Raw genomic sequence first — 25,700 nt, 5'->3', positions numbered from 1 at the left:
CACACTGGTCGTCGCATCAGCAGTTCTCGCATCAGGCGTCCTTCGTCCCTCTCGCCATCCGGACGAGGTCGGCGATGTCCATGGCGTTGATCTCGTCCACCCGGTCCCCGGACCCGGACGCCGCCGGGCCTGCCCCGGCCTCATCCCCGTCAGCGGTCCCGGCGAGGCGCAGCAGCTGGTCAAGCAGGCCTGCCGCGCGGATCCTGGCAATCGGCACCGCGGCGAGGACGGCACGCGCCTCGGCATCCTGCGAGGTCTCGGTGCCCGCGGCCGGTCCGGCGTCCCCGCCGGTGTCCGCCGGCAGCAGTTCGCGGCACAGCCGGTCGCGCAGCGCCACCGGGGACGGCTCGTCGAAGACCACGGTGGTCTCAAGACGCACACCGGTGGCCGCGGTCAGCCGGTTACGCAGGTCGACCGCCATGACCGAGTCGAACCCCATGTCCTTGAAGGCCCGTTGGGGCTCCACCGCGTCGGCGGAGGGGTGCCCCAGCGCAGCGGCGGCCTCGGAGCGAACGAGCTCCAGGAGTGTCCTGTCGCGCTCCGACTCCGACACCGCGGCGAGCCGCTCCCGCAGGCCGGTGGCCGGGGAGGCGGCCGTGTCCTCGGCCGGCTGGTCGGTCCTGAGCGCGGCGGCGGCCTCCGGGATGTCCTCGATCAACGGCCGGGCCCTGGAGATGGTGAAGGCCGGCGCGAACCGCGCCCAGTCGATGTCGGCGACGGTCAGGCAGATCTCGTCCCGCTCCACCGCCTGGACCAGGGCCCGCACGGCAGACTCGGCCGCCATCGGCCGCAGTCCGCGGCGGACGAGAGTGTCCTCGGCGGCGCCGTCCACCATGCCGCCGCCCGCCCAGCCGCCCCAGGCGACCGAGGTCGCGGGCAGCCCCCTGGACCTGCGGTACTCCGCCAGGGCGTCGAGGGAGCAGTTGCCGACGGCGTACGCGCCCTGCGCGGCGCCGCCCCAGACGGCCGCTCCCGAGGAGAACAGGACGAAGGCGTCCAGCGAGGCATCGGCAAACAGTTCGTCGAGATGTGCCGCGCCGGCCGCCTTCGCCGCCATGACGCGGGCGAACTGCGCCGGATCGGACTCCCTGAGGCCCATCTGCAGGGTCTCCCCCGCGGCGTGCACCACCGAGCGGATGGGCGCGCCGTCGGCCGCCTCCACCTCCTTGACCAGGGCGGCCAGAGCCGTGCGGTCCGCGACGTCGCAGGCCGCCAGGGTCACCCGCACTCCCAATGCGGTGAGTTCGGCCTCCAGCGCGGCCGCGCCGGGAGTGTCGGCGCCCCTGCGCCCGGTCAGCACCAGGTGCCCCGCGCCGTGGCCGGCGAGCCAGCGGGCCACGTGCCCACCGAGGGCTCCCATGCCGCCGGTGACCAGCGCGGTGCCGCGCGGCCGCCAGGGCTTCGTGGCCTTCGTACGGTCGGCGGGCGCCCGCACCAGCCTGCGTACGACCACGCCCTGGGAACGCACGGCCAGCTGGTCCTCGTCCCCGGCCCCGGCCCCGGCCAGCAGTCCGCAGACCCGCGCGGCCGTCTGCTCGTCGAGCCCGGCCGGCAGGTCGATGAGACCGCCCCAGCGCTCGGGGTGCTCGAGACCGATCACCCGGCCGAGCCCCCAGGTCTGCGCCTGGACCGGGCGGGCGAGCGGCTCGGCGCGGCTCACCGCGACCGCTCCTCGCGTCAGGCACCACAGGGGTGCGGTGACGTCCAGGTCCGTCATGGCCTGGACGAGCGAGGTGAGTGCCGCGACGCCCGCGGGAACCACCGGGTGGAACGGGTCGGGGCGTTCGTCCTGCGCGAGGAAGGAGAGGACGCCGTCGACAGGCCCGTCGGCGAGCGCGTCGCCGAGCCACTGGAGGGCCATGGCCCGTCCTGTGTCGTCGGCCTCCAAGGGCACGCGCACCGTGCGCACCCCTCGCCGAACCAGCTCCCGCTCGATCGCCCGGGCGGGCTCGTCGTCCGTCGTGCCCTGCGAAGTGACGATCAGCCAGGTCCCGGCCGGCACGGCGCCGCCCGGCACGGCGGGCCGCTCCAGCGGCTTCCAGACGACGCGGTACCGCCAGCCGTCCACGACGGACTGCTCGCGCTGCTGCCGCCGCCACGAGGACAGCGTCGGAAGCACGTCCGACCAGGAGTCCCGGCCGTCCGTGCCGATCCCCAGGGTGTCGGCGAGCGTCCCGAAGTCCTCGTTCTCCACGGCCTCCCAGAACACCGTGTCCATCGGGTCGCCGCCGTCCGCCGCCCGGGCGGCGAGGGCCATGGGCTTCGGCCAGTAGCGCTGACGTTGGAAGGGGTAGGTGGGCAGGTCCACGTGGCTGTCCTGCTGCCCCGCGAACAGGGCCTGCCAGTCCAGCTCGACACCGTGGACGTGAGCCTCGACCAGCGAGGTCATGAAGCGGCGGGCCTCGTCCTCGTCACGGCGCAGAGTGCCCAGCGCCACGGCATCGCTGCCGGCCGCCTCGAAGGTCTCCTGCAGGCCGAGGTTGAGCACCGGGTGCGGACTCACCTCGACGAACACGGCAAGACCATCGGCCTCCGCCGCACGCACCGCCCGCTCGAACTCCACCGTGGAACGCAGGTTGCGATACCAATACCCGCCGTCCAGACCGACCGTGTCCTCCAGCAGAGTGCCAGTGAGCGTGGAGTAGAACGGCACCCGCCCCGAGACCGGCGCCACACCCGCCAACAAGTCTGCCAACTCGCTCTCGATCAGCTCGACTTGAGCCGAATGCGAGGCATAATCCACGGCAATCTTCTTCGCCCGAACATCCTGCTCGACGCAGGAGGCCACCAGCTCCTCCAACGCCTGCGGCTCACCAGAGACCACCACCGAGGAAGGACCATTGACCGCCGCCACCGAGATACGACCATCCCAGGCCGTCAGGCGCTCACGCACCTCCACCACCGGCAACGACACCGAGACCATCCCACCGCCACCGGACAACGCCAGCAGCGCACGTGACCTCAGCGCCACGACCTGCGCACCGTCCTCCAGCGACAGACCACCCGCGACGACCGCCGCCGCGATCTCCCCCTGGGAATGACCGATCACCGCAGCGGGCTCCACACCACACGCCCGCCACAACTCCGCAAGCGACACCATCACCGCCCACAGAACCGGCTGCACCACATCCACCCGGTCAAAACCGGGAGCATCCGGCTCCTGCCGTACGACGTCCAGCAGGCGCCAATCCGTGAACGGCTCCAACGCCGCCCCACACTCCGCCATCCGCGCCGCGAACACCGGCGAGGACTCCAGAAGCCCCGCCGCCATGCCCTGCCACTGCGCACCCTGACCGGGAAACACGAACACCGGACGGGCCGAGGGGCCGACGACACCGCGCAGCACGCCGACGGCCGAGCCGCCGCCCAGCGCGACCGTCTCCAGACCCGACCGCAGCTCCTCCAGCCCACCCGCCAGCACCACCGCACGGTGCTCGAACCGCGACCGACCCAACGCCAACGCCCGCCCCACAGCAGGCAGTTCCGGCAACCCGCCGCCCTCGACGACCAGCCGCAACCGCTCCGCCTGAGCCCGCAGCGCCCCCTCCGACTTCCCCGACAACACGAACGGCACGCCCGCACCCACGACCGGAGCAGCCCCACCGGACGGTTCCACCGCTACGGACTCCGCCTCCGGCGCCTGTTCGATGACGGTGTGGGCGTTGGTGCCGCTGACGCCGAAGGACGACACCGCCGCGCGGCGCGGTCGGCCGGTCTCCGGCCATGCCACCGGCTCCCCCAGCAGTTCGACGGCCCCGGCGGACCAGTCCACGTGCGAGGACGGCGCGTCCACGTGCAGCGTCCGGGGCAGGACGCCGTGCCGCATCGCCATGACCATCTTGATGACGCCCGCCACACCGGCGCCCGCCTGCGTGTGCCCGATGTTGGACTTGATCGAGCCGAGCAGCAGCGGCCGGTCCGCGGGCCGGTTCTGTCCGTACGTCGCGAGCAGTGCCTGCGCCTCGATCGGGTCACCCAGCGTCGTACCCGTACCGTGTGCCTCCACCGCGTCGACGTCGGCTGCCGTCAGGCCCGCGCTCGCCAGTGCCTGGCGGATGACGCGCTGCTGGGCGGGCCCGTTGGGGGCGGTCAGGCCGTTGCTCGCGCCGTCCTGGTTCACCGCGGAGCCGCGGACGACCGCGAGGACCTGGTGACCATTGCGGCGGGCGTCGGACAGGCGCTCCACCAGGAGCATGCCGACGCCCTCGCCCCAGCCGGTGCCGTCCGCCGCGTCCGCGAACGCCTTGCAGCGGCCGTCCGTGGCCAGGCCGCGCTGGCGGCTGAACTCTATGAACGCCGACGGGGTCGACATCACGGTCACGCCGCCGGCCAGAGCCATGGTGCACTCACCCGACCGCAGCGCCTGGACCGCCAGGTGCAGGGCGACCAGCGACGAGGAGCACGCCGTGTCCACCGTGACCGCGGGCCCTTGGAGTCCCAGCGTGTACGAGACACGTCCCGAGACGACGCTCGCCGCGTTACCGGTGCCCACCAGCCCCTCCGCGCTCTCGGCGGAGCCCAGCAACAGACCCGTGTAGTCCTGGCTGTTGGTGCCCGCGAAGACGCCGACGCGTGCGCCCCGCACCGACTCGGGGTCGATCCCGGCCCGCTCGAAGGCCTCCCAGGACGTTTCGAGGAGCAGGCGCTGCTGCGGGTCCATCGCCAGCGCCTCACGCGGTGCGATGCCGAAGAACGCGGCGTCGAACTCCGCCGCGCCTGCCAGGAACCCGCCTTCGCGGACGTACGAGGTGCCCTGCTGTTCCGGGTCCTCGCTGTAGAGCCGGTCGATGTCCCAGCCCCGGTCGGCGGGCAGCGGGGAGACGGCGTCGGTGCCCGACTCCAGGAGCCGCCACAGCTCCTCCGGCGACTGGGCGCCGCCGGGGAAACGGCAGCCCATGCCGACGATCGCGATCGGGTCGTCGTCGAGGGCGGCCGGGGCCGCCGGGGGCTGGTCCTGTACGGGGTCGGCGCCGGAGCCCGCCAGTTCGTCGCGCAGGTGCCGGGCGAGGACGAGTGGGGTCGGATAGTCGAAGACCAGCGTGGCGGGCAGGGCGAGGCCCGTGCTGCTGCCGAGCAGGTTGCGCAGTTCCACGGCGGTGAGCGAGTCGAAGCCCAGGTCGCGGAAGGCGCGCGAGGGCTGCACCGCGTCCGCGGACGTGTGCCCGAGCACGGCTGCGGCCTGGCCGCTGACCAGGGCCAGCAGGATCTGGTCGCGCTCCCTCGACAAGGCTCCCGACAGCCGGGCGCGCAGCGCGGCCGTGCCCTGCTCGGCCGCCTTCGGCGCGTCGTCGGAGGCCGGCAGGGCGCGTACCTCGGGCAGTTCGCCGATGAACGCGGCGCGGCCGCCGGCCAGGAGGGTGGGGGCGAAGCGCGCCCAGTCCACGTCGGCGACGACGGTGTGGGCGGCGCCGTGTTCGACGGCCTGGCGCAGCGCGGCCATGGCCCGCTCGGGCGGCAGCGGTGGCATGCCGCCGCGGCGGACGCGTTCGGCGACCACCGGGTCGGCGGCCATGCCGGCCCCCGCCCAGGCGCTCCAGCCGATGGACGTGGCGGGCAGGCCGTGGGCGCGGCGGTCGGCCGCCAGCGCGTCGAGGAAGGCGTTGCCCGCCGCGTAGGCCCCCTGGCCCGCGTTACCGAAGGTGGCGGCCAGCGAGGAGAAGAGGACGAACGCGGACAGGTCCAGGTCGCGGGTCAGTTCGTGGAGGTTGAGCGCGGCGTCGACCTTCGGCCGCAGGACCTTCTCGACCTGCTCCGGGGTCATCGAGGCGAGCATGCCGTCGTCGAGCACTCCGGCCGTGTGCACCACGGCGGTCAGCGGCTCGTCGGCGGGCAGCGACGCCAGCAGGGCGGCCAGCGCGTCGCGGTCGGCTGCGTCGCACGCGGCGACGGTGACCGCCGTGCCGAGCCCGGTCAGCTCGGCGACCAGCTCGGCGGCGCCGGGGGCGTCGTTTCCGCTGCGGCTGACGAGGAGGAGACGGGAGGCTCCGTTGCGTGCCAGCCAGCGCGCGGCTACGGCGCCGAGCGCGCCCGTCCCGCCGGTGACGAGGACCGTGCCGGAGGGCTGCCACTTCGTGCGGGTGGCCGACGGGCCGGGTGCGGGCCTGGTCAGCCTGCGGGCGTGAACTCCCGAGGAGCGGAGCGCCAGTTGGTCCTCGCCGTCGCGCGCGGCGAGGACGGCGCACAGGCGGCGTCCCGTGCGGGCGTCCAGCCTGTCGGGCAGGTCGACGAGGCCGCCCCAGCGTGCCGGTTCCTCGGCCGCCACGACCTGGCCGAGGCCCCAGAGCATCGCCTGTTCCGGGTGGGTCAGCGGGTCGGAGGCGCCCACGGAGACCGCTCCGCGGGTGGCCAGCCACAGGGGCGCGCCGACCTGGGCGTCGCCCAGCGCCTGCACCAGCGCGAGGGTGCGGAGCAGGGCTTCGGTGCCGTCCTTGCCGTCGCTGGTCGGGCCCGTCAGGGACAGGACTCCGGCGACCGGCAGGGCCCGGTCCGACTCGTCCGGTCCGCGCAGGGCGTCCCGGAGCCGCTCGGCGAGCGCGGCCCGCTCGTCCGCCCCGGCCGGGTCGCCGGGCGTCCGCAGCCGAACGACGGTGGCGCCCCGCCCGGTCAGGGCGTCGGTGGCCGCGTCGGTGGTGTCGTCGTCGGGGCCCACGACGAGCCAGGTGCCGGTGGGCGCGGCGTCCTCGGGTTCCGGCACGCTCCGCCAACGGACCTCGTAGCGCAGGGAGTCGAGGGCGGACTGCTCCCGCCGGGCGCGCCGCCAGTCGGCCAGCACGGGCAGCACGACGCTCAGCGGCTGGTCCCCTTCCAGGGCCAGCGTGCCGGTCACGGCGTCCAGGTCCGCGCGCTCAACGGCGGCCCAGAATCCGGCCTCGGCGGGGTCCTCGCCGACGGCGGCGTCGGGGGCCGCCGTCCAGATGAGGGACTCGGGCCAGTACCGACTGCGCTGGAACGCGTAGGTGGGCAGGGGGACTTGGCCGGCGTCGGGAAGGAGGGCGGGCCAGTCCGGGGTGCGGCCGCGCACGTGCAGGCGGGCCAGTGCGGTCAGTGCGGCCCTGGTCTCCGGGCGGTCGCCGCGCAGTACGGGGAAGGCGACGGCGGGTTCGGCCGCCTGGTCGGTGGTGCGGCCCGCCAGGCTGTCCGCCACGAGGGCGGAGAGCACGCCGTCGGGGCCGAGTTCGACGAACGTGGTGACCCCGTGCTCGGCCAGGGCACGGACGCTGTCGTCGAAGCGCACGGCCTGGCGGACGTGGCGCACCCAGTGCTCTGCCGTGCAGATCTCCTCGGCGGGGGCTATCGCGCCGGTGACGTTGGAGACGATCGGGATCCGCGGCGGATGGAACGTCAGCCCTTGGGCGACCGCGCGGAAGTCGTCCAGCATGGCGTCCATGCGCGGCGAGTGGAAGGCGTGGCTGACCCGCAGGCGCTTGGTCTTGCGGCCCTGGCCCTGGAAGTGTGCGGCGATCCGGAGGGCGGCGTCCTCGTCGCCCGAGATCACCGTGGCGTCGGGCGCGTTGAGCGCGGCGATCGACACACCGTCGACCAGGAGCGGCAGGACCTCGTCCTCCGTCGCCTGGAGCGAGACCATCGCGCCGCCCTCGGGAAGGGCCTGCATCAGGCGGCCCCGGGCGGCGACCAGGGTGCTCGCGTCCTCTAGGGAGAGGACGCCCGCGACATGGGCGGCGGCCAGCTCGCCGATGGAGTGGCCCGCGAGCAGGTCGGGGGCGATGCCCCAGTGGTCGAGGAGCCGGAACAGCGCGACCTCGACGGCGAACAGGGCGGCCTGGGTGTGGGCCGTCCGGTGCAGCAGGCCGGCGTCGTCGCTCGTCTCGTCGGCGTACAGGACGTCGCGCAGCGGGCGGTCGAGGTGCGGGTCCAGCTGTGCGCAGACCTCGTCGAACGCCTCGCGGAAGGCGGGGAAGCGGGCGGCGAGTTCGCGTCCCGTGCCGAGCCGCTGGCTGCCCTGCCCGCTGAAGAGGAACGCCAGCCGTCCCTCCGTCACGGTGCCGCACACCGGCCCCGCCTCGTTCTCCACGAGGGCATCGAGGCCGCGCAGCAGTTCGTCACGGTTCGCGCCGACGACCACCGCACGGTCCTCGAACGCGGTGCGCGTCGTCGCCAGTGAGTGGGCCACGTCGACGGGGTCGTACTCGGGGTGCGCGGCCAGCAGGGCCCGCAGCCTGGCTGCCTGGCCGGCCAGCGCCGCCTGTCCGCGCGCGGAGATCACCCAGGGGACGAGGCCGGGACGTACGACCGCCTCGGGGTGTTCTTCCGCCTGCTCGCCGACCGACTCGACAGCCGAATCGACGGCCTGCTCGACTGACTGCTCGATGATGACGTGGGCATTGGTCCCGCTGATGCCGAACGACGAGACGCCCACGCGGCGCGGCTCGCCCGTCTCGGGCCAGTCGGTCGGCTCCGTCAGGAGGCGCACGTGGCCGGCCGTCCAGTCCACGTGCGGTGTCGGGGCGTCGACGTGGAGGGTGGGCGGCAGCACTCCCTGCCGCATCGCCATGACCATCTTGATGATCCCGGCGACGCCCGCGGCGGCCTGCGTGTGCCCGATGTTCGACTTCACCGAGCCCAGCCACAGCGGACGCTCCGCCGAGCGCTCCTGTCCGTAGGCGGCCAGGAGCGCCTGTGCCTCGATCGGGTCGCCGAGGACCGTGCCGGTGCCGTGCGCCTCGACCGCGTCGACCTGCCCGGGGGCCAGACGCGCGTCGGCGAGCGCCTGCTCGATGACGCGCTGCTGGGAGGGGCCGTTGGGCGCGGTGAGGCCGTTGCTCGCGCCGTCCTGGTTGACCGCGGAGCCGCGCAGCACGGCGAGGACCCGGTGACCGTTGCGCCGGGCGTCGGAGAGCCGCTCCACCAGAAGCAGCCCGACGCCCTCGGCGAAGCCGGTGCCGTCGGCGGCCGCGGCGAACGCCTTGCAGCGACCGTCGAGGGCGAGTCCGCGCTGTGCGCTGAAACTGCTGAACATGCCCGGGGTCGCCATGACGGTGACCCCGCCCGCGAGCGCCAGCGAACACTCGCCCTCGCGCAGGGCCTGGGCCGCCAGGTGCAGCGCCACCAGCGACGAGGAACACGCGGTGTCGACCGTGATCGCGGGCCCTTCGAGGCCGAGCGTGTACGAGACCCGGCCGGACACCACGGCCGCGGCACTGCCCGTGCCCATGTACCCCTCGAGCCCGGCCTCGGCCCCCATCAGCAGATACGGGTAGTCCTGGCCGTTCGTGCCGGCGAAGACACCGGTGCGGCTGCCGCGCAGCGACTCGGGGTCGATGCCCGCCCGCTCCACGGCTTCCCACGCCGTCTCCAGGAGCAGCCGCTGCTGCGGGTCCGTGGCCAGGGCCTCGCGCGGGCTGATGCCGAAGAACGCCGCGTCGAATTCGCCCGCGTCCTGGACGAAGCCGCCCTCGCCCGCGTACGTCGCCCCGTCGGGCGCGGGCTGGAACACGCCGTCCAGGTTCCAGCCGCGGTCCGAAGGGAAGGGCGACAGGCCGTCGGTGCCTGCGGCGACCAGATCCCACAGGTCCTCCGGCGACCGCACGCCGCCCGGGTAGCGACAGCTCATACCGATGATGGCGATCGGCTCGGTGTCACGCTCCTCCATCTCGCGGATCCGCTCGTGCGCCACTTCGAGATCGGTGCTGACCCGCTTCAGGAAGTACCGGAGCTTGTCTTCGTTCGCCATCGGGCGACCCCTCTGTCAGGAACTGTGGTGATCGTGGTGGGTGCCACTGAGGGCGTTCAGGAGATGCCGAACTTCTTGCCGAGGAGCTCGAACATCTCGTCGTCGGAGGCGGATTCGATCTCCTCGCCGACGGGGGCGTCGCCGACGGATCCGTCCTGCAGTCGGGTGAGCAGCGCCTGCACGCGCCGCACCACCCGGGTCCGGCCCGCGTCGTCCGGCGCGACCCCGGCCAGTGCCTCCTCGATCCGGTCCAGTTCCTCCAGCGCGGTCACGGCCACGGTCTCCCCGTCGCGTACGAGCTGCTCGCGCAGGAACCCGGCGAGGCGCTGCGGCGTCGGGTAGTCGAACGCCAGGGTGACCGGAAGCTTGAGGCCGGTCTTGGCGCCGATGCGGTTGCGCAGTTCGACGGCGGTGACGGAGTCGAAGCCCACCTCGCGGAAGGCGCGCTTGACTCCCACGGCCTCGGGTCCGGTGAGTCCGAGCACCGCCGCGACCTGCTCGCGCACGGTCTCCAGGAGCAGCGCGTCCTGCTCCGGCTCGGAGAGCCCGGCGAGCCGCTGCACCAGCGCGGACGGCTCCTCACCGCCGGATCCCGCCTGTCCCGTGCCGTCCTGCGCGATACGGCGTACCTCGGGCACGTCGGCGAGGAGCGGGCTGGGCCGGGTCGCGGTGAAGGCGACGAAGAACCGCTCCCAGTCGATGTCCGCGATCAACAGGCAGGTGACGTCGTGCTCCACGGCCTGCCGCAGCGCGCCCGCGGCCGCCTCGGGCGCCATCTCGCGCAGCCCGTGCCGGTTGAGGGTCTCACCGAACTCGCCGTCCGCCATGCCGCCGCCGCCCCAGGCGCCCCAGGCGATCGAGGTGGCCACCAGGCCCGCGGCCCTGCGCTCCTGGGCCAGCGCGTCGAGGTAGGCGTTGCCCGGTGCGTAGTTGCCCTGGCCGGGGGTGCCGACGATGCCGCCGAACGAGGAGAACAGCACGAAGGCGGACAGGTCGTGGTCGCGTGTCAGCTCGTCCAGGTTCCGCGCGGCGCTGGCCTTGGCGTGCAGGGAGTTGGCGAGCTGGTCCGGGGTGAGCGTGTCGAGCAGGCCGTCGTCGAGCGCGGCCGCGGTGTGCACGACGGCGGTCAGCGGATGCTCGGCGGGCACGGCGGCGACGACCTCCGCCAGCGCGTCCCGGTCCCCGGCGTCGCACGCGGCGACGGTCACGCGGGCGCCCAGTGCGGTCAGTTCGTCCCGCAGGTCCTGGGCGCCGGGTGCGTCCGGGCCGCGGCGGCTGACCAGCAGCAGGTGCTCGGCGCCCTCGCGGGCCAGCGAGCGCGCGACGTGTCCGCCGAGCGCGCCGGTTCCGCCGGTGATCAGCGTCGTGCCCTTCGGGTCCCAGCGCCGACTGCCGGGAGCGGCGCCGATCCGGGCGCGGTTGAGGCGGCGTACGAAGGTACCGGAGGGCCGCACGGCCAGCTGGTCCTCGTCACCGGCCCCGCCGAGCGCGCCGCTCAGCATCGCGGCCGTCCGCTCGTCGAGGGCCGGCGGGAGGTCGATCAACCCACCCCACCGGTCGGGGTGTTCGAGCGCGGCGACGCGCCCCATGCCCCAGGCCATGGCCTGCTCGGGTCCGGCGATCGGGTCGGCGGGTCCCACCGACACCGCGCCCCGCGTGGCGCACCAGAGCGGCGCGGACACCCCGGCCTCGCCGAGCGCCTGCAGCAGGGCGACTGTGGCGGTGTAGCCCCTCGGCACGTCCGGGAGGTCGGGGTGCGGCACGTGGTCGAGCTGGAGCAGCGACAGCACGCCCGCGAGGTCCGCGGGCAGGTCGTGGCCGGCGAACAGGTCGCGCCGCAGCTTGCCCCCGTCGACCGTCACGGGCAGCACCTGGGCGCCGTGGTGGGCCAGCGCCGCGAGGCACCCGGCGGTCAGCGCGTCCTCGGCGTGGGTCTCGGGCACGACGACGAGCCAGTGGCCGGACAGCCGGGCGGCGGACGCCTCGGGCAGCGGACGCCAGGCCACCTCGTACCGCCAGTCGTCGACGGTGGACAGCTCGCGGGTACGGCGGCGCCACGAGGACAGTGCGGGCAGCATCGCGCCCAGGGCCGAGCGGGCGTCCTCGCCCCCCTCGATGTCGAGCGTGTCCGCAAGGCCCTCGAAGTCCTCCTGCTCGACTGCGGCCCAGAACTGGGCGTCGGCCAGGGAGAGTTCGGCCGCCTCACCGACGGGCGCCTGCATGACCGGACGCAGGTCGTCGATCCAGTAGCGCTGCCGCTGGAAGGGGTAGGTGGGCAGTTCCACGCGAGTGACCTGCTGCCCGGCGAACAGGGCCTGCCAGTCCAGCTCCACGCCATGGACGTGAGCCTCGGCCAGGGAGGTGCTGAACCGCCGTGCCTCGTCCTCGTCGCGGCGCAGGGTGCCCAGGGCCACTGCCTCGCTGTCGGCGGAATCAAAGATCTCCTGCAGGCCGAGGTTGAGCACCGGGTGCGGGCTCACCTCAATGAACACGGCAAGACCATCGGCCTCCGCCGCACGCACCGCCTGCTCGAACTCCACCGTGGAGCGCAGGTTGCGATACCAGTACCCGCCGTCCACACCGGCCGTGTCATCCAGCAGAGTGCCAGTGAGCGTGGAGTAGAACGGCACCCGCCCCGAGACCGGCGCCACACCCGCCAACAAGTCTGCCAACTCGGCCTCGATCAGCTCGACTTGAGCCGAATGCGAGGCATAATCCACGGCAATCTTCTTCGCCCGAACATCCTGCTCGGCACAGGAGGCAACCAGCTCCTCCAACGCCTGCGGCTCACCAGAGACCACCACCGAGGAAGGCCCGTTGACCGCCGCCACCGAGATACGACCATCCCAGGCCGTCAGGCGCTCACGCACCTCCACCACCGGCAACGACACCGAGACCATGCCCCCGCCACCGGACAACGCCAGCAGAGCCTTGGAGCGCAGCGCCACCACCCGCGCACCGTCCTCCAGCGACAGACCACCCGCGACCACCGCCGCCGCGATCTCCCCCTGGGAATGACCGATCACCGCAGCCGGCTCCACACCACACGCCCGCCACAACTCCGCAAGCGACACCATCACCGCCCACAGAACCGGCTGCACCACATCCACCCGATCAAAGCCCGGTGCACCCGGCTCCTGCCGCACAACATCCAGCAGACGCCAGTCCGTGAAGGGCTCCAACGCCGCCCCACACTCCGCCATCCGCCCCGCGAACACCGGCGACGACTCCAACAACCCCGCCGCCATGCCCGTCCACTGCGCACCCTGACCGGGAAACACGAACACCGGACGCACAGCCCGGCCCGCCACACCCCGCACCACAGCCCCGACAGAACGCCCCTCGACCACCGCCGACAACGCACCCGCCAACGAACCCGCATCATCCGCAAGCACCACCGCACGGTGGCTGAACTTCGTCCGGCCCGTGGCGAGCGAGTGTCCGAGGTCGGCGATCCCGATCTCCGGATGGGTCGCCATGTGTGCCTGCAGACGGCGGAGTTGGTCTTCCAGGGCCTGTTCCGTGCGGGCGGACACGACAACCGGGAGCGGCACGCCGTCCAGCGGTGCCCTGCGGTCCGTGTCCTGCCCCTCGCTGTCCTGCCCCTCGCCCTGAGGGCCGTCGTCCGTGGGCCCGTCCTCCTCCGGCGGCGCCTGCTCGATGATGGCGTGGGCGTTGGTGCCGCTGACGCCGAAGGAGGAGATGCCCGCACGGCGCGGCTGGCCGGTCTCCGGCCAGGGCGTGGCGTCGGCCACCAGGGCCATGCGCCCGTCGGACCAGTCGATGTGCGTCGTGGGGTTCTCGACGTGCAGGGTGGGCGGCAGCGTGCCGCGCTGCACGGCCATGACCATCTTGATCAGTCCCGCCGCTCCCGCGGCGGCCTGGGTGTGACCGATGTTGGACTTGACCGAGCCGAGCCACACTGGGCGGCCCGCCGGCCGGTCCTTCCCGTACGTGGCGGCCAGCGCCTGGACCTCGATCGGGTCACCCAGCGTCGTGCCCGTGCCGTGCGCCTCGACGAGGTCGACCTGGGCCGGGGAGAGGCGTGCGTCGGCCAGGGCCTGGCGGATGACCCGCTGCTGCGCGGGACCGTTCGGCGCGGTCAGGCCGTTGCTCGCACCGTCCTGGTTGATCGCCGAGCCGCGGACGACGGCCAGCACCTGATGCCCGTGGCGCCGCGCGTCGGAGAGCCGCTCAACGAGGAACATTCCGATGCCCTCGCCCCAGCCCGTGCCGTCCGCGTCGGCGGAGAACGCCTTGCAGCGGCCACTGCTCGACAGACCGCGCTGCCGGCTGAACTCGGTGAACGCGCCGGGGCTCGACATCAGCGTGACCCCGCCGGCCAGGGCCATGGAGCACTCGTTCCTGCGCAGCGACTGGCAGGCCATGTGCAGTGCCACGAGCGACGACGAGCAGGCGGTGTCGACGGTGACGGCGGGGCCGTTGAAACCGAAGGTGTAGGCGACCCGACCGGAGGCGACGCTGCTGGTGTTGCCGACGCCGAGATAGATCTCGGTGCCCTCCGGCGGCACGAACACCGTGCTGCCGTACCCCTGGTAGGAGGTACCGACGAACACGCCGGTCTGGCTGCCGCGCAGGGTCGACATGTCGATGCCGGCCCGCTCCACGGCCTCCCACGACGCCTCGAGGACGAGCCGCTGCTGCGGGTCCATGGCCAGCGCCTCGCGCGGCGAGATCCCGAAGAACTCGGGGTCGAAGTCCGGGATGTCGTAGACGAATCCGCCTTCGAGCGTGTAGCTGCGGGCGGGCTCGTCGGGGTCCCGGAAGAACAGCCCCTCGAAGTCCCAGCCGCGGTCCTCGGGGAACGGGGAGAGCGCGTCGACCTTCGACATCATGATCTGCCACAGGTCTTCGGGGGCGCGCACGCCGCCCGGGAAGCGGCAGCTCATCGCGGTGATCGCGATGGGCTCGTTGTCCTTGGTCTCGGCGGCGTGCAGCCTGCTGCGGGTCTCTTGCAGGTCGGCGGTAACCCGCCGCAGAAAATAGCGGAGCTTGTCGTTGTCGGTCATGGCCTGGGTCCCCCCTCGGAGCGGTTCGGTCGGATGGTGCGGTGTGTTCACGAGATGCCGAACTCCTTGCCGAGGAAGTCGAAGATCTCTTCGTCGCTCGCGGCCTCCAGGTCCTTCGGCGCGGCGGCCGGTTCCGCGGCGACCCGGACGTCGCCCCACTTCGCGAGCATGTCGTTGAGCCGCAGGGTGATCCGTGTGCGCTGCTCGTCGTCGGAGCCGACGGCCGCGAGCAGGTTCTCCAGGCGGTCGATGCCCGCGAGCACCGGCGCGTCGGAGGCGCCCGCCGCGTCCGGGACGACCTCGGAGCGCAGATACGCGGCCAGTTCGGCCGGGGTCGGGTAGTCGAAGACGAGCGTCGCGGGCAGCCGGAGACCGGAGGCCGCGTTGAGCCGGTTGCGCATGTCGACGGCGATGAGCGAGTCGAAGCCCAGCTTCTTGAAGGCCATGTCCGGCTCGACGGCCCGCCGCCGAGGCGTGGCCGAGCACGGCCGCGGCGTGGGTGCGGACCAGGTCGAGCACCACACGGTCGCGGTCCTCCTCGGAGAGCCCGGCCAGGCGCTGCGCCAGGCCGACTCCGCCGGTGCCCGTGGCGTCGTCGCCCGCGGCGGCGCGCGGTGCCGCGGCACGGACGAGCTTGCGCATCAGCGGCGGCAGCGTGCCGGCCGTCGCCTGGGCGCGCAGGGCCGTGAGGTCCAGGCGCACGGGCAGCAGCAGCGGTTCGCCGGCCGCCGTGGCGAGGTCGAACAGGGTGAGGCCCGCCTCGGTGCTGAGGCCGGTGACCCCGCCGCCGCTCATGCGGCGCACCTCCGCGTCGCTGAGGTGTCCCGTCATGCCGCTGGCCTGCGCCCAGAACCCCCAGGCGAGGGTGGTGGCCGGGAGTCCCGCCGCCCGACGGTGGTGGGCGAGCGCGTCCTGGAAGGCGTTGGCCGCGGCGTAGTTGCCCTGGCCCGAGCTGCCGAGGGTGCCCGCGGCCGAGGAGAACATCACGAAGGCCTTCAGCGCGCTGTCCCGTGTCAGCTCGTGCAGGTGCGCGGCGGCGTCGACCTTGGGGCGCAGGACCGCGTCGAGGCGCTCGTCGGTGAGCGAGGTGATGACACCGTCGTCCAGGACGCCTGCGGCGTGCACCACGGCGGTCAGCGGGTGTGCGTCGTCGATGTCCGCGAGGACGTGCGCCAGCTGGTCCCGGTCCGCCGTGTCACAGGCGACGGCGTGTGCGTCGGCGCCCGCCTCCCGCAGCTCGGCGAGGAGTTCGGCGGCGCCGTCGGCGTCGGCGCCCTGCCTGCTGACGAGCAGCAGGTGGCGTACGCCGTGCCGTTCGACGAGGTGGCGGGCGAGGGAGCTTCCCAGTGTGCCGGTGCCACCGGTGATCAGTACGGTGCCTCGGTCGTCGAAGGCGGTGTCGGGCGCGGGGTCGGCCGCCGGTCCGGTGCGGACCAGGCGGGGCACCAGCACGGTGCCGTCGCGCAGGGCGAACTGCGGCTCGGGCAGGGTGAGTGCCGCGGGCAGGGTCTGCCACGAGGCCTCGCTGTCGTCCGCGTCCACCAGGACGAACTGGTCGGGGTGTTCGGCCTGCGCCGAGCGGACGAGCCCCCAGGCCGGCGCGGCGGCGAGGCCGTCGACGCCCTCGCCCGCGGTGGCGGCCACCGCGCCCGAGGTGCGGATCACCAGCCGCGCCGCGGTGAGGCGTTCGTCGGCCAGCCAAAGCTGGAGCAGGGCGAGCGTGGCGCGGGCGACCGTGCGGGCGTCCTGCGCGATGTCGCCCGTCGCGTCTGCCGCGGTGCCGCCTGTGCCGAGGGTGCCGAGGGAGACGACCACGGTGTCGGGCACCGGGCCGCCGCTCTCGACCGCCGCGAGGAGTGCGGCCAGGTCCGGGTGGGTGTCCGTGCGCACGCCCGCAGCTGTGAGGGGCGCGGGGTCGACGCCCAGGACCGCCCAGTGCAGGCCCTCGGGCACGGCGGCCGCGGGGGCCTTGGCCCACTCCAGCTGGAACAGCGAGTCGTGGTCGCCGTGTCCGGCGGTCCTGAGCTGCCGGGGGTCGACGGGCCGCATGTCCAGGGCGTCGACCGTGGCCACGGGGGCGCCGGTGCCGTCGGCCACCTGGAAGGCGATGCCGTTGGCGCCGCTCGGGGAGAGCCGCACGCGCAGCACCGACGCGCCGGTCGCATACACGCGCACCCCGCGCCACGCGAACGGCAGCCGCGGCTTGCCCGCGTCCTCGCCACGGCCCTGGCCCGGGCCGAAGGTGCCCAGACCCATCGCCTGCAGGGCGGCGTCGAACAGCGCCGGGTGCAGCCCGAAGTCGGCGGCTTCGGCGCGGCCGTCCTCGGGCAGGGCCACCTCGGCGTAGATGTCCTCGCCCGACTGCCAGGCGGAGCGCAGGCCTTGGAACATCGGGCCGTAGTCGAAGCCGAGGAGCGCGGCCTGTTCGTAGACGCCTTCGAGTTCCAGCGCGGTGGCCTCGGCGGGCGGCCAGGCGGTGAAGTCGAAGCCGGGGTCGGGCGCGCCGTCGCGGACGGCGAGGACACCGGTGGCGTGCCGCAGCCAGGGGCGTTCGCCGGGGCCTTCCGCGGCGGAGTCGGCCGGGCGGGAGTGGACGGTCAGCGGGCGGTGTCCGGTCCCGTCCGGCGCCCCCACCACGAGCTGCACCTGGATGGCGCCCCGTTCGGGCAGCACCAGCGGGGCTTCCAGGGTGAGTTCCTCGACGAGGTCGCAGCCGACCTGCGCGGCCGCGCGCAGGGCCATCTCCACGAAGCCGGTGCCCGGCAACAGGATGGTCTCCATGACGACGTGGTCGGCGGTCCAGCGCTGGGTCTGGGCCGACAGCCGGCCGGTGAACAGATGGCTGTCGGTGTCGGCGAGCGTCACCGCGGCGGCGAGCATCGGGTGGTCGGTCGCGCCGAGCCCGATGGAGGCCGCGTCCCCCTGGCCGCCGGTCCTGATGGGCAGCCAGTAACGGCGGTTCTGGAAGGCGTACGTGGGCAGGTCGGTCCGGCGGGCGCCGCGGCCGGCGAACAGCGCCGTCCAGTCGGGGGCGGCCCCGTGGACGTACGCGGTGGCCAGCGAGGTCAGGAACCGCGCGGGGCCGCCCTCGTCGCGGCGCAGCGAACCGAGCACGGCGCCGTTGACGTGCGCGTCGTCCAGGGTCTCCTGGAGTCCGACGGCCAGGACGGGGTGGGGACTGATCTCGACGAAGACGGTGTGGCCGGAGCGGAGCAGTCCGCGGGTGGCCTCTTCGAGCCGGACGGTCTGGCGGAGGTTGGTGTACCAGTACTCGGCGTCCATGACCGTGGTGTCCAGGAGCTCACCCGTCACCGTGGAGTGCAGCGGCACGTCCGCGGCGCGGGGCGTGATGCCGGACAGGACCTCGCTCAGCCGCTCGTGGATGCGCTCCACGTGGGCGCTGTGCGAGGCGTAGTCGACGTCGATCCGCTTGGCCCGTACGCCCTCGGCGGCGCAGGTGCCGAGCAGGTCGTCCAGTGCGTCGGCGTCGCCGGAGACCACGACGGACGAGGGTCCGTTGACGGCCGCGACGGACAGCCTGCCGTCCCAGCGGGCGATCCGCTCCCGCACCCGGTCGACCGGTTCCGGCACCGATGCCATGCCGCCGAGGCCGGAGAGTTCGAGGATCGCCTTGCTGCGCAGCGCCACCACGCGGGCGGCGTCGTCCAGGGACAGCGCGCCGGCGACGCAGGCGGCGGCGATCTCGCCCTGCGAGTGGCCGACGACCGCAGCGGGCTCGACGCCGCCCGCCCGCCACAGCTCGGCGAGCGACACCATCACCGCCCACAGCGCGGGCTGTACGACGTCGACCCGGTCGAAGCCCGCTGCGCCGGGCTCGCCGCGCAGCACGTCGAGCAGCGACCAGTCGGTGTGCGCCGAAAGGGCCGTCGCACACTCCCGCAGCCGCTCGGCGAACACCGGTGAGGTGTCGAGGAGTTCGAGCGCCATGCCCGCCCACTGGGCGCCCTGGCCGGGGAAGGCGAAGACGACCTTGGGCGGCTCCGCGGGGGCGCTGCCCTGGACGAGCCCGGGGGCTCCGGTGCCGTCCGCGAGGGCGGCGAGGCCGTGCAGCAGCTCGTCCCGGTCGGCGGCGACGAGCGCGGCCCGGTGGGTGAGCCGGGCCCGGCCGGTGGCCAGCGACCAGGCGACGTCGGCGAGGGCGGCGCCCTCGTGGGCCGGCAGGTGCGAGCGGAGCCGGGCGGCCTGCTCGCGCAGGGCGTCCTCGGTGCCGGCGGACAGCACGAACGGCAGCGCCGGCGTGCCGAGGAGGGGTTCGTCCGCGGCCGTGGACGGTGCGTCGGCCGCCGGGCCTGCGGCGGGCTCCGTACCCGCGTCGTCATCGCCCTGTTCGAGGACGACGTGTGCGTTGGTGCCGCTGATGCCGAAGGAGGACACGGCCGCGCGGCGCGGCCTGCCGGTCTCGGGCCAGGGCACGGCTTCCTGGAGCAGGGACACCGCGCCCGCCGTCCAGTCGACGTGGGAGGTGGGCTCGTCCAGGTGGAGGCTGCGCGGCGCCGTTCCGTGCCGCATCGCCATGACCATCTTGATGATCCCGGTGACGCCCGCCGCCGCCTGGGCGTGGCCGATGTTGGACTTGATGGAGCCGAGCAGCAGCGGCCGGTCGGCGGGGCGGTTCTGGCCGTAGGTGGCGAGGACGGCCTGGGCCTCGATGGGGTCGCCGAGCTTGGTGCCGGTGCCGTGCGCCTCGACGACGTCGACGTCAGCGGTACCGAGCCCCGCGTTGGCCAGGGCCTGGCGGATGACGCGCTGCTGGGAGGGGCCGTTGGGCGCGGTGAGGCCGTTGCTCGCGCCGTCCTGGTTGATCGCGGAGCCGCGGAGCACCGCGAGCACGGGGTGGCCGTTGGCGCGGGCGTCGGACAGCCGCTCGACGAGCAGCACACCGACGCCCTCGCTCCAGCCGGTGCCGTCGGCGGACTCGGCGAAGGCGCGGCAGCGCCCGTCCGAGGCGAAGCCGCCCTGCCCGCTGAGCCCCGCGAAGCCGGCCGGGGTGGCCATGACCATGACGCCGCCGGCCAGGGCCAGCGAGCACTCGTCCTGCCGCAGGGCCTGGGCCGCCAGGTGCAGCGCCACCAGGGACGAGGAGCAGGCGGTGTCGACGGTGACCGCCGGGCCCTCCAGGCCGAACGTGTAGGAGACGCGGCCGGAGATGACGCTGGCGGTGGTGCCGGTCAGGATGTACCCGGCGTTGCTGTCCTCCGCCTGCTGCAGCAGGCCGGTGTAGTCCTGGCCGCTGGAGCCCACGAAGACGCCGGTGCGGGAGCCGCGCAGCGAGGTCGGGTCGATGCCCGCCGCCTCGACGGCCTCCCAGGCGGACTCCATCATCAGCCGCTGCTGCGGGTCCATGGCGATCGCCTCGCGCGGCGATATCCCGAAGAACGCGGGGTCGAAGTCGCCCGGGGCGGCGAGGAATCCGCCGCTGAGCCCCTCGATGTCCCAGCCGCGCTCCGCGGGTACGTCGGTGATGGCGTCCACCCCGTCGGCCACCAGGCGCCACAGGTCCTCGGGTGTCTCCACGTTCCCCGGCAGCCGGCAGCTCATGCCGACGATGGCGATGGGTTCGTCGCTGTCGACGGCCCTGACCGGGCCGGGGGTGCTGGCGGGTGCGGCCGGCCCCGCGAGCAGCGAGGCCACGTGCGCGGCCAGCGCGGCGGGGGTCGGGTAGTCGAAGACGAGGGTGGAGGGCAGCCGCAGCCCGGTGACGAGGTTCATGCGGTTGCGCATCTCGATCGCGGTGAGCGAGTCGAAGCCCAGGTCGTTGAAGGCGCGCCCGGCGCCGATCTCTTCCTGTGCGGCGTATCCGAGGACGGCGGCGGCCTGGGCCCGCACCAGGTCGAGGACCGCTGCCGCGCGGTCGTCCTCGTCGAGGGCGGCCAGTCGCTGCGCGAGCGGTTCCTCGCCGGATCCGCCGCTGTGCGCGGCGGGCCTGGCCGGCAGCCGCACCAGGCCGCGCAGCAGCGGCGGCACGGCGTCGGCCGTCGCGGCGCCGCGCAGCCCGGACACATCCAGGGGTGCGGGCACCAGGGTCGCGTCGTCCAGGGTGCGCGTGACGTCGAACAGGGCCAGGCCGTCCGCCGACTCCAACGAGCCGACACCGGACCTGCCGATCCGGCTCAGCTGGGTGTCGTCGAGGCTCGCGGCCATGCCGCTGCGCTCGGCCCACAGGCCCCAGGCGAGCGAGGTCGCGGCGAGGCCGCGGGCCCGACGGTGCTGGGCGAGGGAGTCCAGGAAGACGTTGGCCGCGGCGTAGTTGCCCTGCCCCGCGCCGCCGAGGGTGGCGGCGACCGAGGAGAACAGGATGAACGCGGACAGGTCCAGGTCCTCGGTGAGTTCGTGCAGCGCGATCGCGGCGTCCACCTTGGGCCGCAACACCGCGGTGACGCGCGCCGGCGTCAGCGCGCTGAGCACACCGTCGTCGGTGATGCCCGCGGCGTGCACGACGGCGGTCAGCGGATGCTCGGCGGGGACAGCCGCGAGGAGCTCGGCGAGCCGGGCGCGGTCGGCGACGTCGCAGGCCGCGACGGTCACCGTGGCACCGAGGTCGGTGAGTTCGGCCTCCAGTTCGGCCACGCCCGGTGCCTGCGGTCCGCTCCTGCTGACGAGCAGCAGCCGCTCGACTCCGTGCGCGGTGACCAGGTGCCGGGCGAACAGCTTGCCGAGCGTGCCGGTGGCGCCGGTCATCAGGACGGTGCCGCCGGGCCTGCCGAGGAGCGGCGCGGCGGCGGATGCCTCGGGCGCCGCCGCCCGGGCGAGCCTGGGCACCCGCACCTGTCCCGCCCTGATGGCGCACTGCGGTTCGCCGGAGGCCAGTGCCTGCGGGAGCGCCCGGTGCGAGGCGGGCAGTCCGTCGAGGTCGACCAGGGTGAACCGGCCGGGGTTCTCCGACTGCGCCGAGCGGATCAGGCCCCACACGGTGGCCTGTGCGACGTCCTCGACCTCGTCGTCGGCCGTGGCGCCGACCGCGCCGCGGGTGACGAAGACGAGGCGCGTGTACGCGAACCGGTCGTCCTCGACGAGGATCTGGGCGAGCGCCAGGACGCGGGCGGCGCCGCCGTGCGCCGACTCGACGGTGTCCATGCCGGGTTCGGAGACGCAGGGGACGAAGAGGACGTCGGGGACGGGTCCGCCCGCCTCGACGGACTCGCTGAGCTCCACCAGGTCCGGGTGGCGCAGGTTCACCGGCAGCCCGAAGGCGGTGTCGCCGAGGACGGCCCAGCCGCTGGTGTCCGGCGTCGTGCCGGTCTCCGTGAGCACCGGCCACTCGACGCGGAAGAGACGGTCGTGGTGGGGGCTGCGGGCGACGTCGAGTTGCTCGGCGGAGACCGGGCGCAGCGCCGTCGCTTCGACGGAGGCGACGGGCGCCCCGGTGTCGTCGGCCAGCGCGACCGACACGGTGTGGCTGCCCGTCGGGGTGAGCCGCACCCGCAGCGCCGAGGCGCCCGCGGCGTACAGGGAGACGCCGGTCCAGGAGAAGGGCAGCCGTTCCTGGCCGGACTCCGCGTCGTCGCCGGAGCCCAGCATGGCCCGCGAGTGCATCGCGGCGTCGAACAGGGCGGGGTGCAGGCCGAACCGGCGGGCCTCGGTCGCCGGCTCCTCCGGCAGGCGGACCTCCGCGAAGACGTCTTCGCCGCGCCGCCACACCGACCGCAGGCCCTGGAAGGCGGGGCCGTAGCCGTAGTTGGCGGCGTCGAGACGGTCGTAGAAGTCGTCCATGGGGATCTGGACGGCCTCCGGGGGCGGCCAGGCGGTGAAGTCGCTCCAGTCGGGTCCGGCGGCCTGGCCGGGGGCGAGCACGCCGCTGGCGTTTCGGGTCCAGACGTCGTCGCTCTGTTCGTCGTCGGCCCGCGAGTACACGTACAGCTCGCGCTGTCCGCTCTCGTCGGGGGTGCCGACGCTCATCTGTACGGCGATGCCGCCCTCGGCGGGCAGGATGAGCGGCGCCTCGAGGTTGAGCTCCACGACCTGGCCGCAGCCGAGCTGGTCGCCGGCGTGGACGGCCAGCTCGACGAACGCGGTGCCGGGCAGCAGGACGGTGCCGAGGACGGTGTGGTCGGCGAGCCAGGGGTGGGTCTGCAGGGAGAGCCTGCCGGTGAAGAGCATGCCGTCGTCGCCGGCCAGGGCGACCGCGGCGCTGAGCAGCGGGTGCTCGGCCGAGCGCAGCCCCATGGCGGTGGCGTCGCCGGCCCAGGCCGCGGACAGCTTCGGCCAGTACGACGTGCGCTGGAAGGCGTACGTGGGCAGCGCGGTCACGTGTGCGCCGGTGCCTGCGAAGAGGGCCTTCCAGTCCGGGCCGCTGCCGTGCACGTGCAGTTCGGTGAGGGCGGTGACGAGCGCCTGGCCCTCGGGCCTGTCGGTGCGCAGCGCGGGGACGAAGGCGGGCTCCGCGGCTCCCGCGGGGACGTCGGTGAGGCAGTCCTGGCCCAGGGCGGTCAGGACACCGCCGGGGCCGAGTTCCAGGAACGCGGTGACGCCGTGGTCCACGAGCGTCCGGATCCCGTCGTGGAAGCGGACGGCCGCTCGGACGTGGCGCACCCAGTAGTCGGGGTCGGCGAGTTCCCTGGCGGCGATGACTCCGCCGGTCACGTTCGAGACGACGGGCAGTTCGGGCGCGTGGAACTCAAGGGTCCCGGCGAACTTCCCGAACTCTTCGAGCATGGCGTCCATGTGCGGGGAGTGGAAGGCGTGGCTGACCCGCAGCCGCTTGGTCTTACGGCCCTCACCCGCAAAGTGCGCGGCGATCCGCAGAACCTCTGCCTCGTCGCCCGAAATCACCGTGGCGTTGGGCCCGTTGAGCGCGGCGATGGACACGCCGTCGCCCAGCAGCGGCAGGACCTCGTCCTCCGCCGCCTGCAGCGACACCATCGCCCCGTCCGACGGGAGCGCCTGCATCAGACGACCCCGCGCGGCCACGAGAGCAGCAGCGTCTTCGAGCGACAGCACCCCGGCCACGTACGCAGCCGACAGCTCACCGATCGAGTGGCCGAGCAGATAGTCCGGCTTCACGCCCCACGACGTCACCAGCTCAAACAGCGCGACTTCGAGAGCGAACAGACCGGCCTGCGTGAACTGCGTCTGATCCAGCAGCTCACCACCGTCGAAGACGACCTCACGCAGCGGCCGCTCCAGGTGCCGGTCCAGCTCGGCGCAGACCGCGTCGAAGGCCTCGGCGAACACCGGGAAGGCCGCGTGGAGTTCACGCCCCATGCCGGCGCGCTGCGAGCCCTGACCGGAGAAGAGGAAGCCGAGCAGTCCGCTCTCCGGGGCGGTGCCGCGGGTCACGCCCGCGGTCGGCTCCCCGGAGACCAGCGCCCGCAGCCCGCGCAGCAGGCTCTCGCGGTCCGTGCCGACGACGGCGGCCCGGTGGTCGAGGGGCGCCCGGCTCGTGGCGAGCGAGAAGGCCACGTCCAGTGGCGTCGCGTCGGTGGTCTCCGCGTACGAGAGGACCTGCGCGGCCTGTTCCAGCAGGGCCTGTTCGGTCTTGCCCGACACCGTCCACGGCAGCACGGGAAGCTCAGCCGCCGGGCCGGTGTCCTCCGGCGCGGGGCCTTCCGCGGCGGGCGCCTCCTCGATGACCGTGTGGGCGTTCGTCCCGCTCATGCCGAACGAGGAGACGCCGAACCGCTTCGGCCGGTCCGTCTCGGGCCAGGGCGTCGCCTCGGTCAGCAGCCGCACCGCACCGGTCGACCAGTCGACGTGCGGGGTGGGCTCGTCGATGTGCAGCGAGCGGGGCAGCGTCCCGTGCCGCATCGCCTCGACCATCTTGATGATGCCCGCGACGCCGGCGGCGGCCTGGGTGTGCCCAATGTTCGACTTGACCGAACCGAGCAGCAGCGGCCGGTCCGCGGGCCGGTTCTGCCCGTACGTCGCGAGCAGCGCCTGTGCCTCGATCGGGTCGCCCAGCGTGGTGCCGGTGCCGTGCGCCTCCACCGCGTCGACGTCCGCCGGGGACAACCCGGCGTTGGCCAGGGCCTCTTGGATGACGCGCTGCTGCGAGGGCCCGTTCGGGGCGGTCAGACCGTTGCTCGCGCCGTCCTGGTTCACCGCGGAACCGCGCACGACCGCGAGGACCTGATGGCCGTTGCGGCGGGCGTCGGAGAGGCGCTCCAGGAGCAGCAGGCCCGCGCCCTCGGCCCAGCCGGTGCCGTCGGCGGCCTTCGCGAAAGCCTTGCAGCGGCCGTCCGTCGCAAGCCCGCGCTGCCGGCTGAACTCGATGAACGCACCGGGAGTCGACATGATCGTCACGCCGCCGGCCAGCGCCAGGGAGCACTCGCCCTGCCGCAGTGCGTGCGCGGCCAGGTGCAGCGCGACCAGCGACGACGAACAGGCCGTGTCGACGGTGACCGCGGGGCCCTCCAGGCCGAACGTATAGGACAGCCGACCTGACACCACGCTGGCCGCCGTGCCCGTCAGGCCGTAGCCCTCGACGCTGTCCGGTGAGAACTGCAGCAGCGACGCGTAGTCCTGGCCGCTGGACCCGGCGAACACACCGACGCGCTCACCCGACAGCGACAGCGGGTCGATGCCCGCCCGCTCGAACGCCTCCCAGGCGGTCTCCAGGAGCAGCCGCTGCTGCGGGTCCATCGACAGCGCCTCGCGGGGGCTGATGCCGAACAGGCCCGGGTCGAACTCCGTCGCCCCGTCGAGGAATCCGCCCGACTGCACATAGGACGTGCCCGACGCGTCGGGGTCGGCGTCGTAGAGCCGTGCTGTGTCCCAGCCGCGGTCGTCCGGGAAGGGCGACATCGCGTCGCCGTCCCCCGCGACGAGCCGCCACAGGTCCTCGGGGCTCGCGACCCCGCCGGGGAAGCGGCAGCTCGTCGCGACGATCGCGATGGGCTGCTGCTCCTGCGACTCCACCTCGCGCAGACGCTGCCGGGTCTGGTGGAGGTCGGCCGTCACCCGCTTGAGGTACCCGAGGAGCTTTTCGTCAGCCACCATTACCGCTAACCCCTTTGTATAGA

2 protein-coding genes and 2 pseudogenes are annotated in these 25,700 nt (G+C 73.9%); all 4 read right to left on the bottom strand.

Going from position 1 to position 25,700, the window contains the following annotated elements:
* Window positions 1-31: 31 nt before the first annotated feature.
* A complete protein-coding gene (locus AB5J49_RS35715) occupies window positions 32-9,691 on the bottom strand; it encodes a type I polyketide synthase (protein WP_369172978.1) in 9,660 nt (3,219 codons plus the stop codon).
* A 56-nt stretch (window positions 9,692-9,747) separates the two neighbouring features.
* Window positions 9,748-14,706, bottom strand: a pseudogene (locus AB5J49_RS35710) (type I polyketide synthase); the annotation flags it as partial.
* A gap of 62 nt (window positions 14,707-14,768) precedes the next feature.
* The gene (locus AB5J49_RS35705; protein WP_369175365.1) at window positions 14,769-15,122 is read right to left on the bottom strand and encodes a hypothetical protein; all 354 of its coding nucleotides are present in this window, start codon (window positions 15,120-15,122) and stop codon (window positions 14,769-14,771) included.
* Window positions 15,123-15,624: 502 nt separating this feature from the next.
* Window positions 15,625-25,677 (bottom strand): annotated as a pseudogene (locus AB5J49_RS35700) (SDR family NAD(P)-dependent oxidoreductase); the annotation flags it as partial.
* Window positions 25,678-25,700 lie beyond the last annotated feature (23 nt).

Source organism: Streptomyces sp. R28 (genome assembly GCF_041052385.1).
Lineage (GTDB): Bacteria > Actinomycetota > Actinomycetes > Streptomycetales > Streptomycetaceae > Streptomyces.
The sequence above is the reverse complement of the archived record's forward strand: the minus strand, read 5'-3'. Positions and strand labels throughout refer to the sequence as shown.

Excerpts from the sequence above, each read along its gene's own strand:
- AB5J49_RS35715 (WP_369172978.1), bottom strand. The coding sequence starts at position 9,691 with ATGGCGAACGAAGACAAGCTCCGGTACTTCCTGAAGCGGGTCAGCACC.
- AB5J49_RS35705 (WP_369175365.1), bottom strand. The coding sequence starts at position 15,122 with ATGCGCAACCGGCTCAACGCGGCCTCCGGTCTCCGGCTGCCCGCGACG.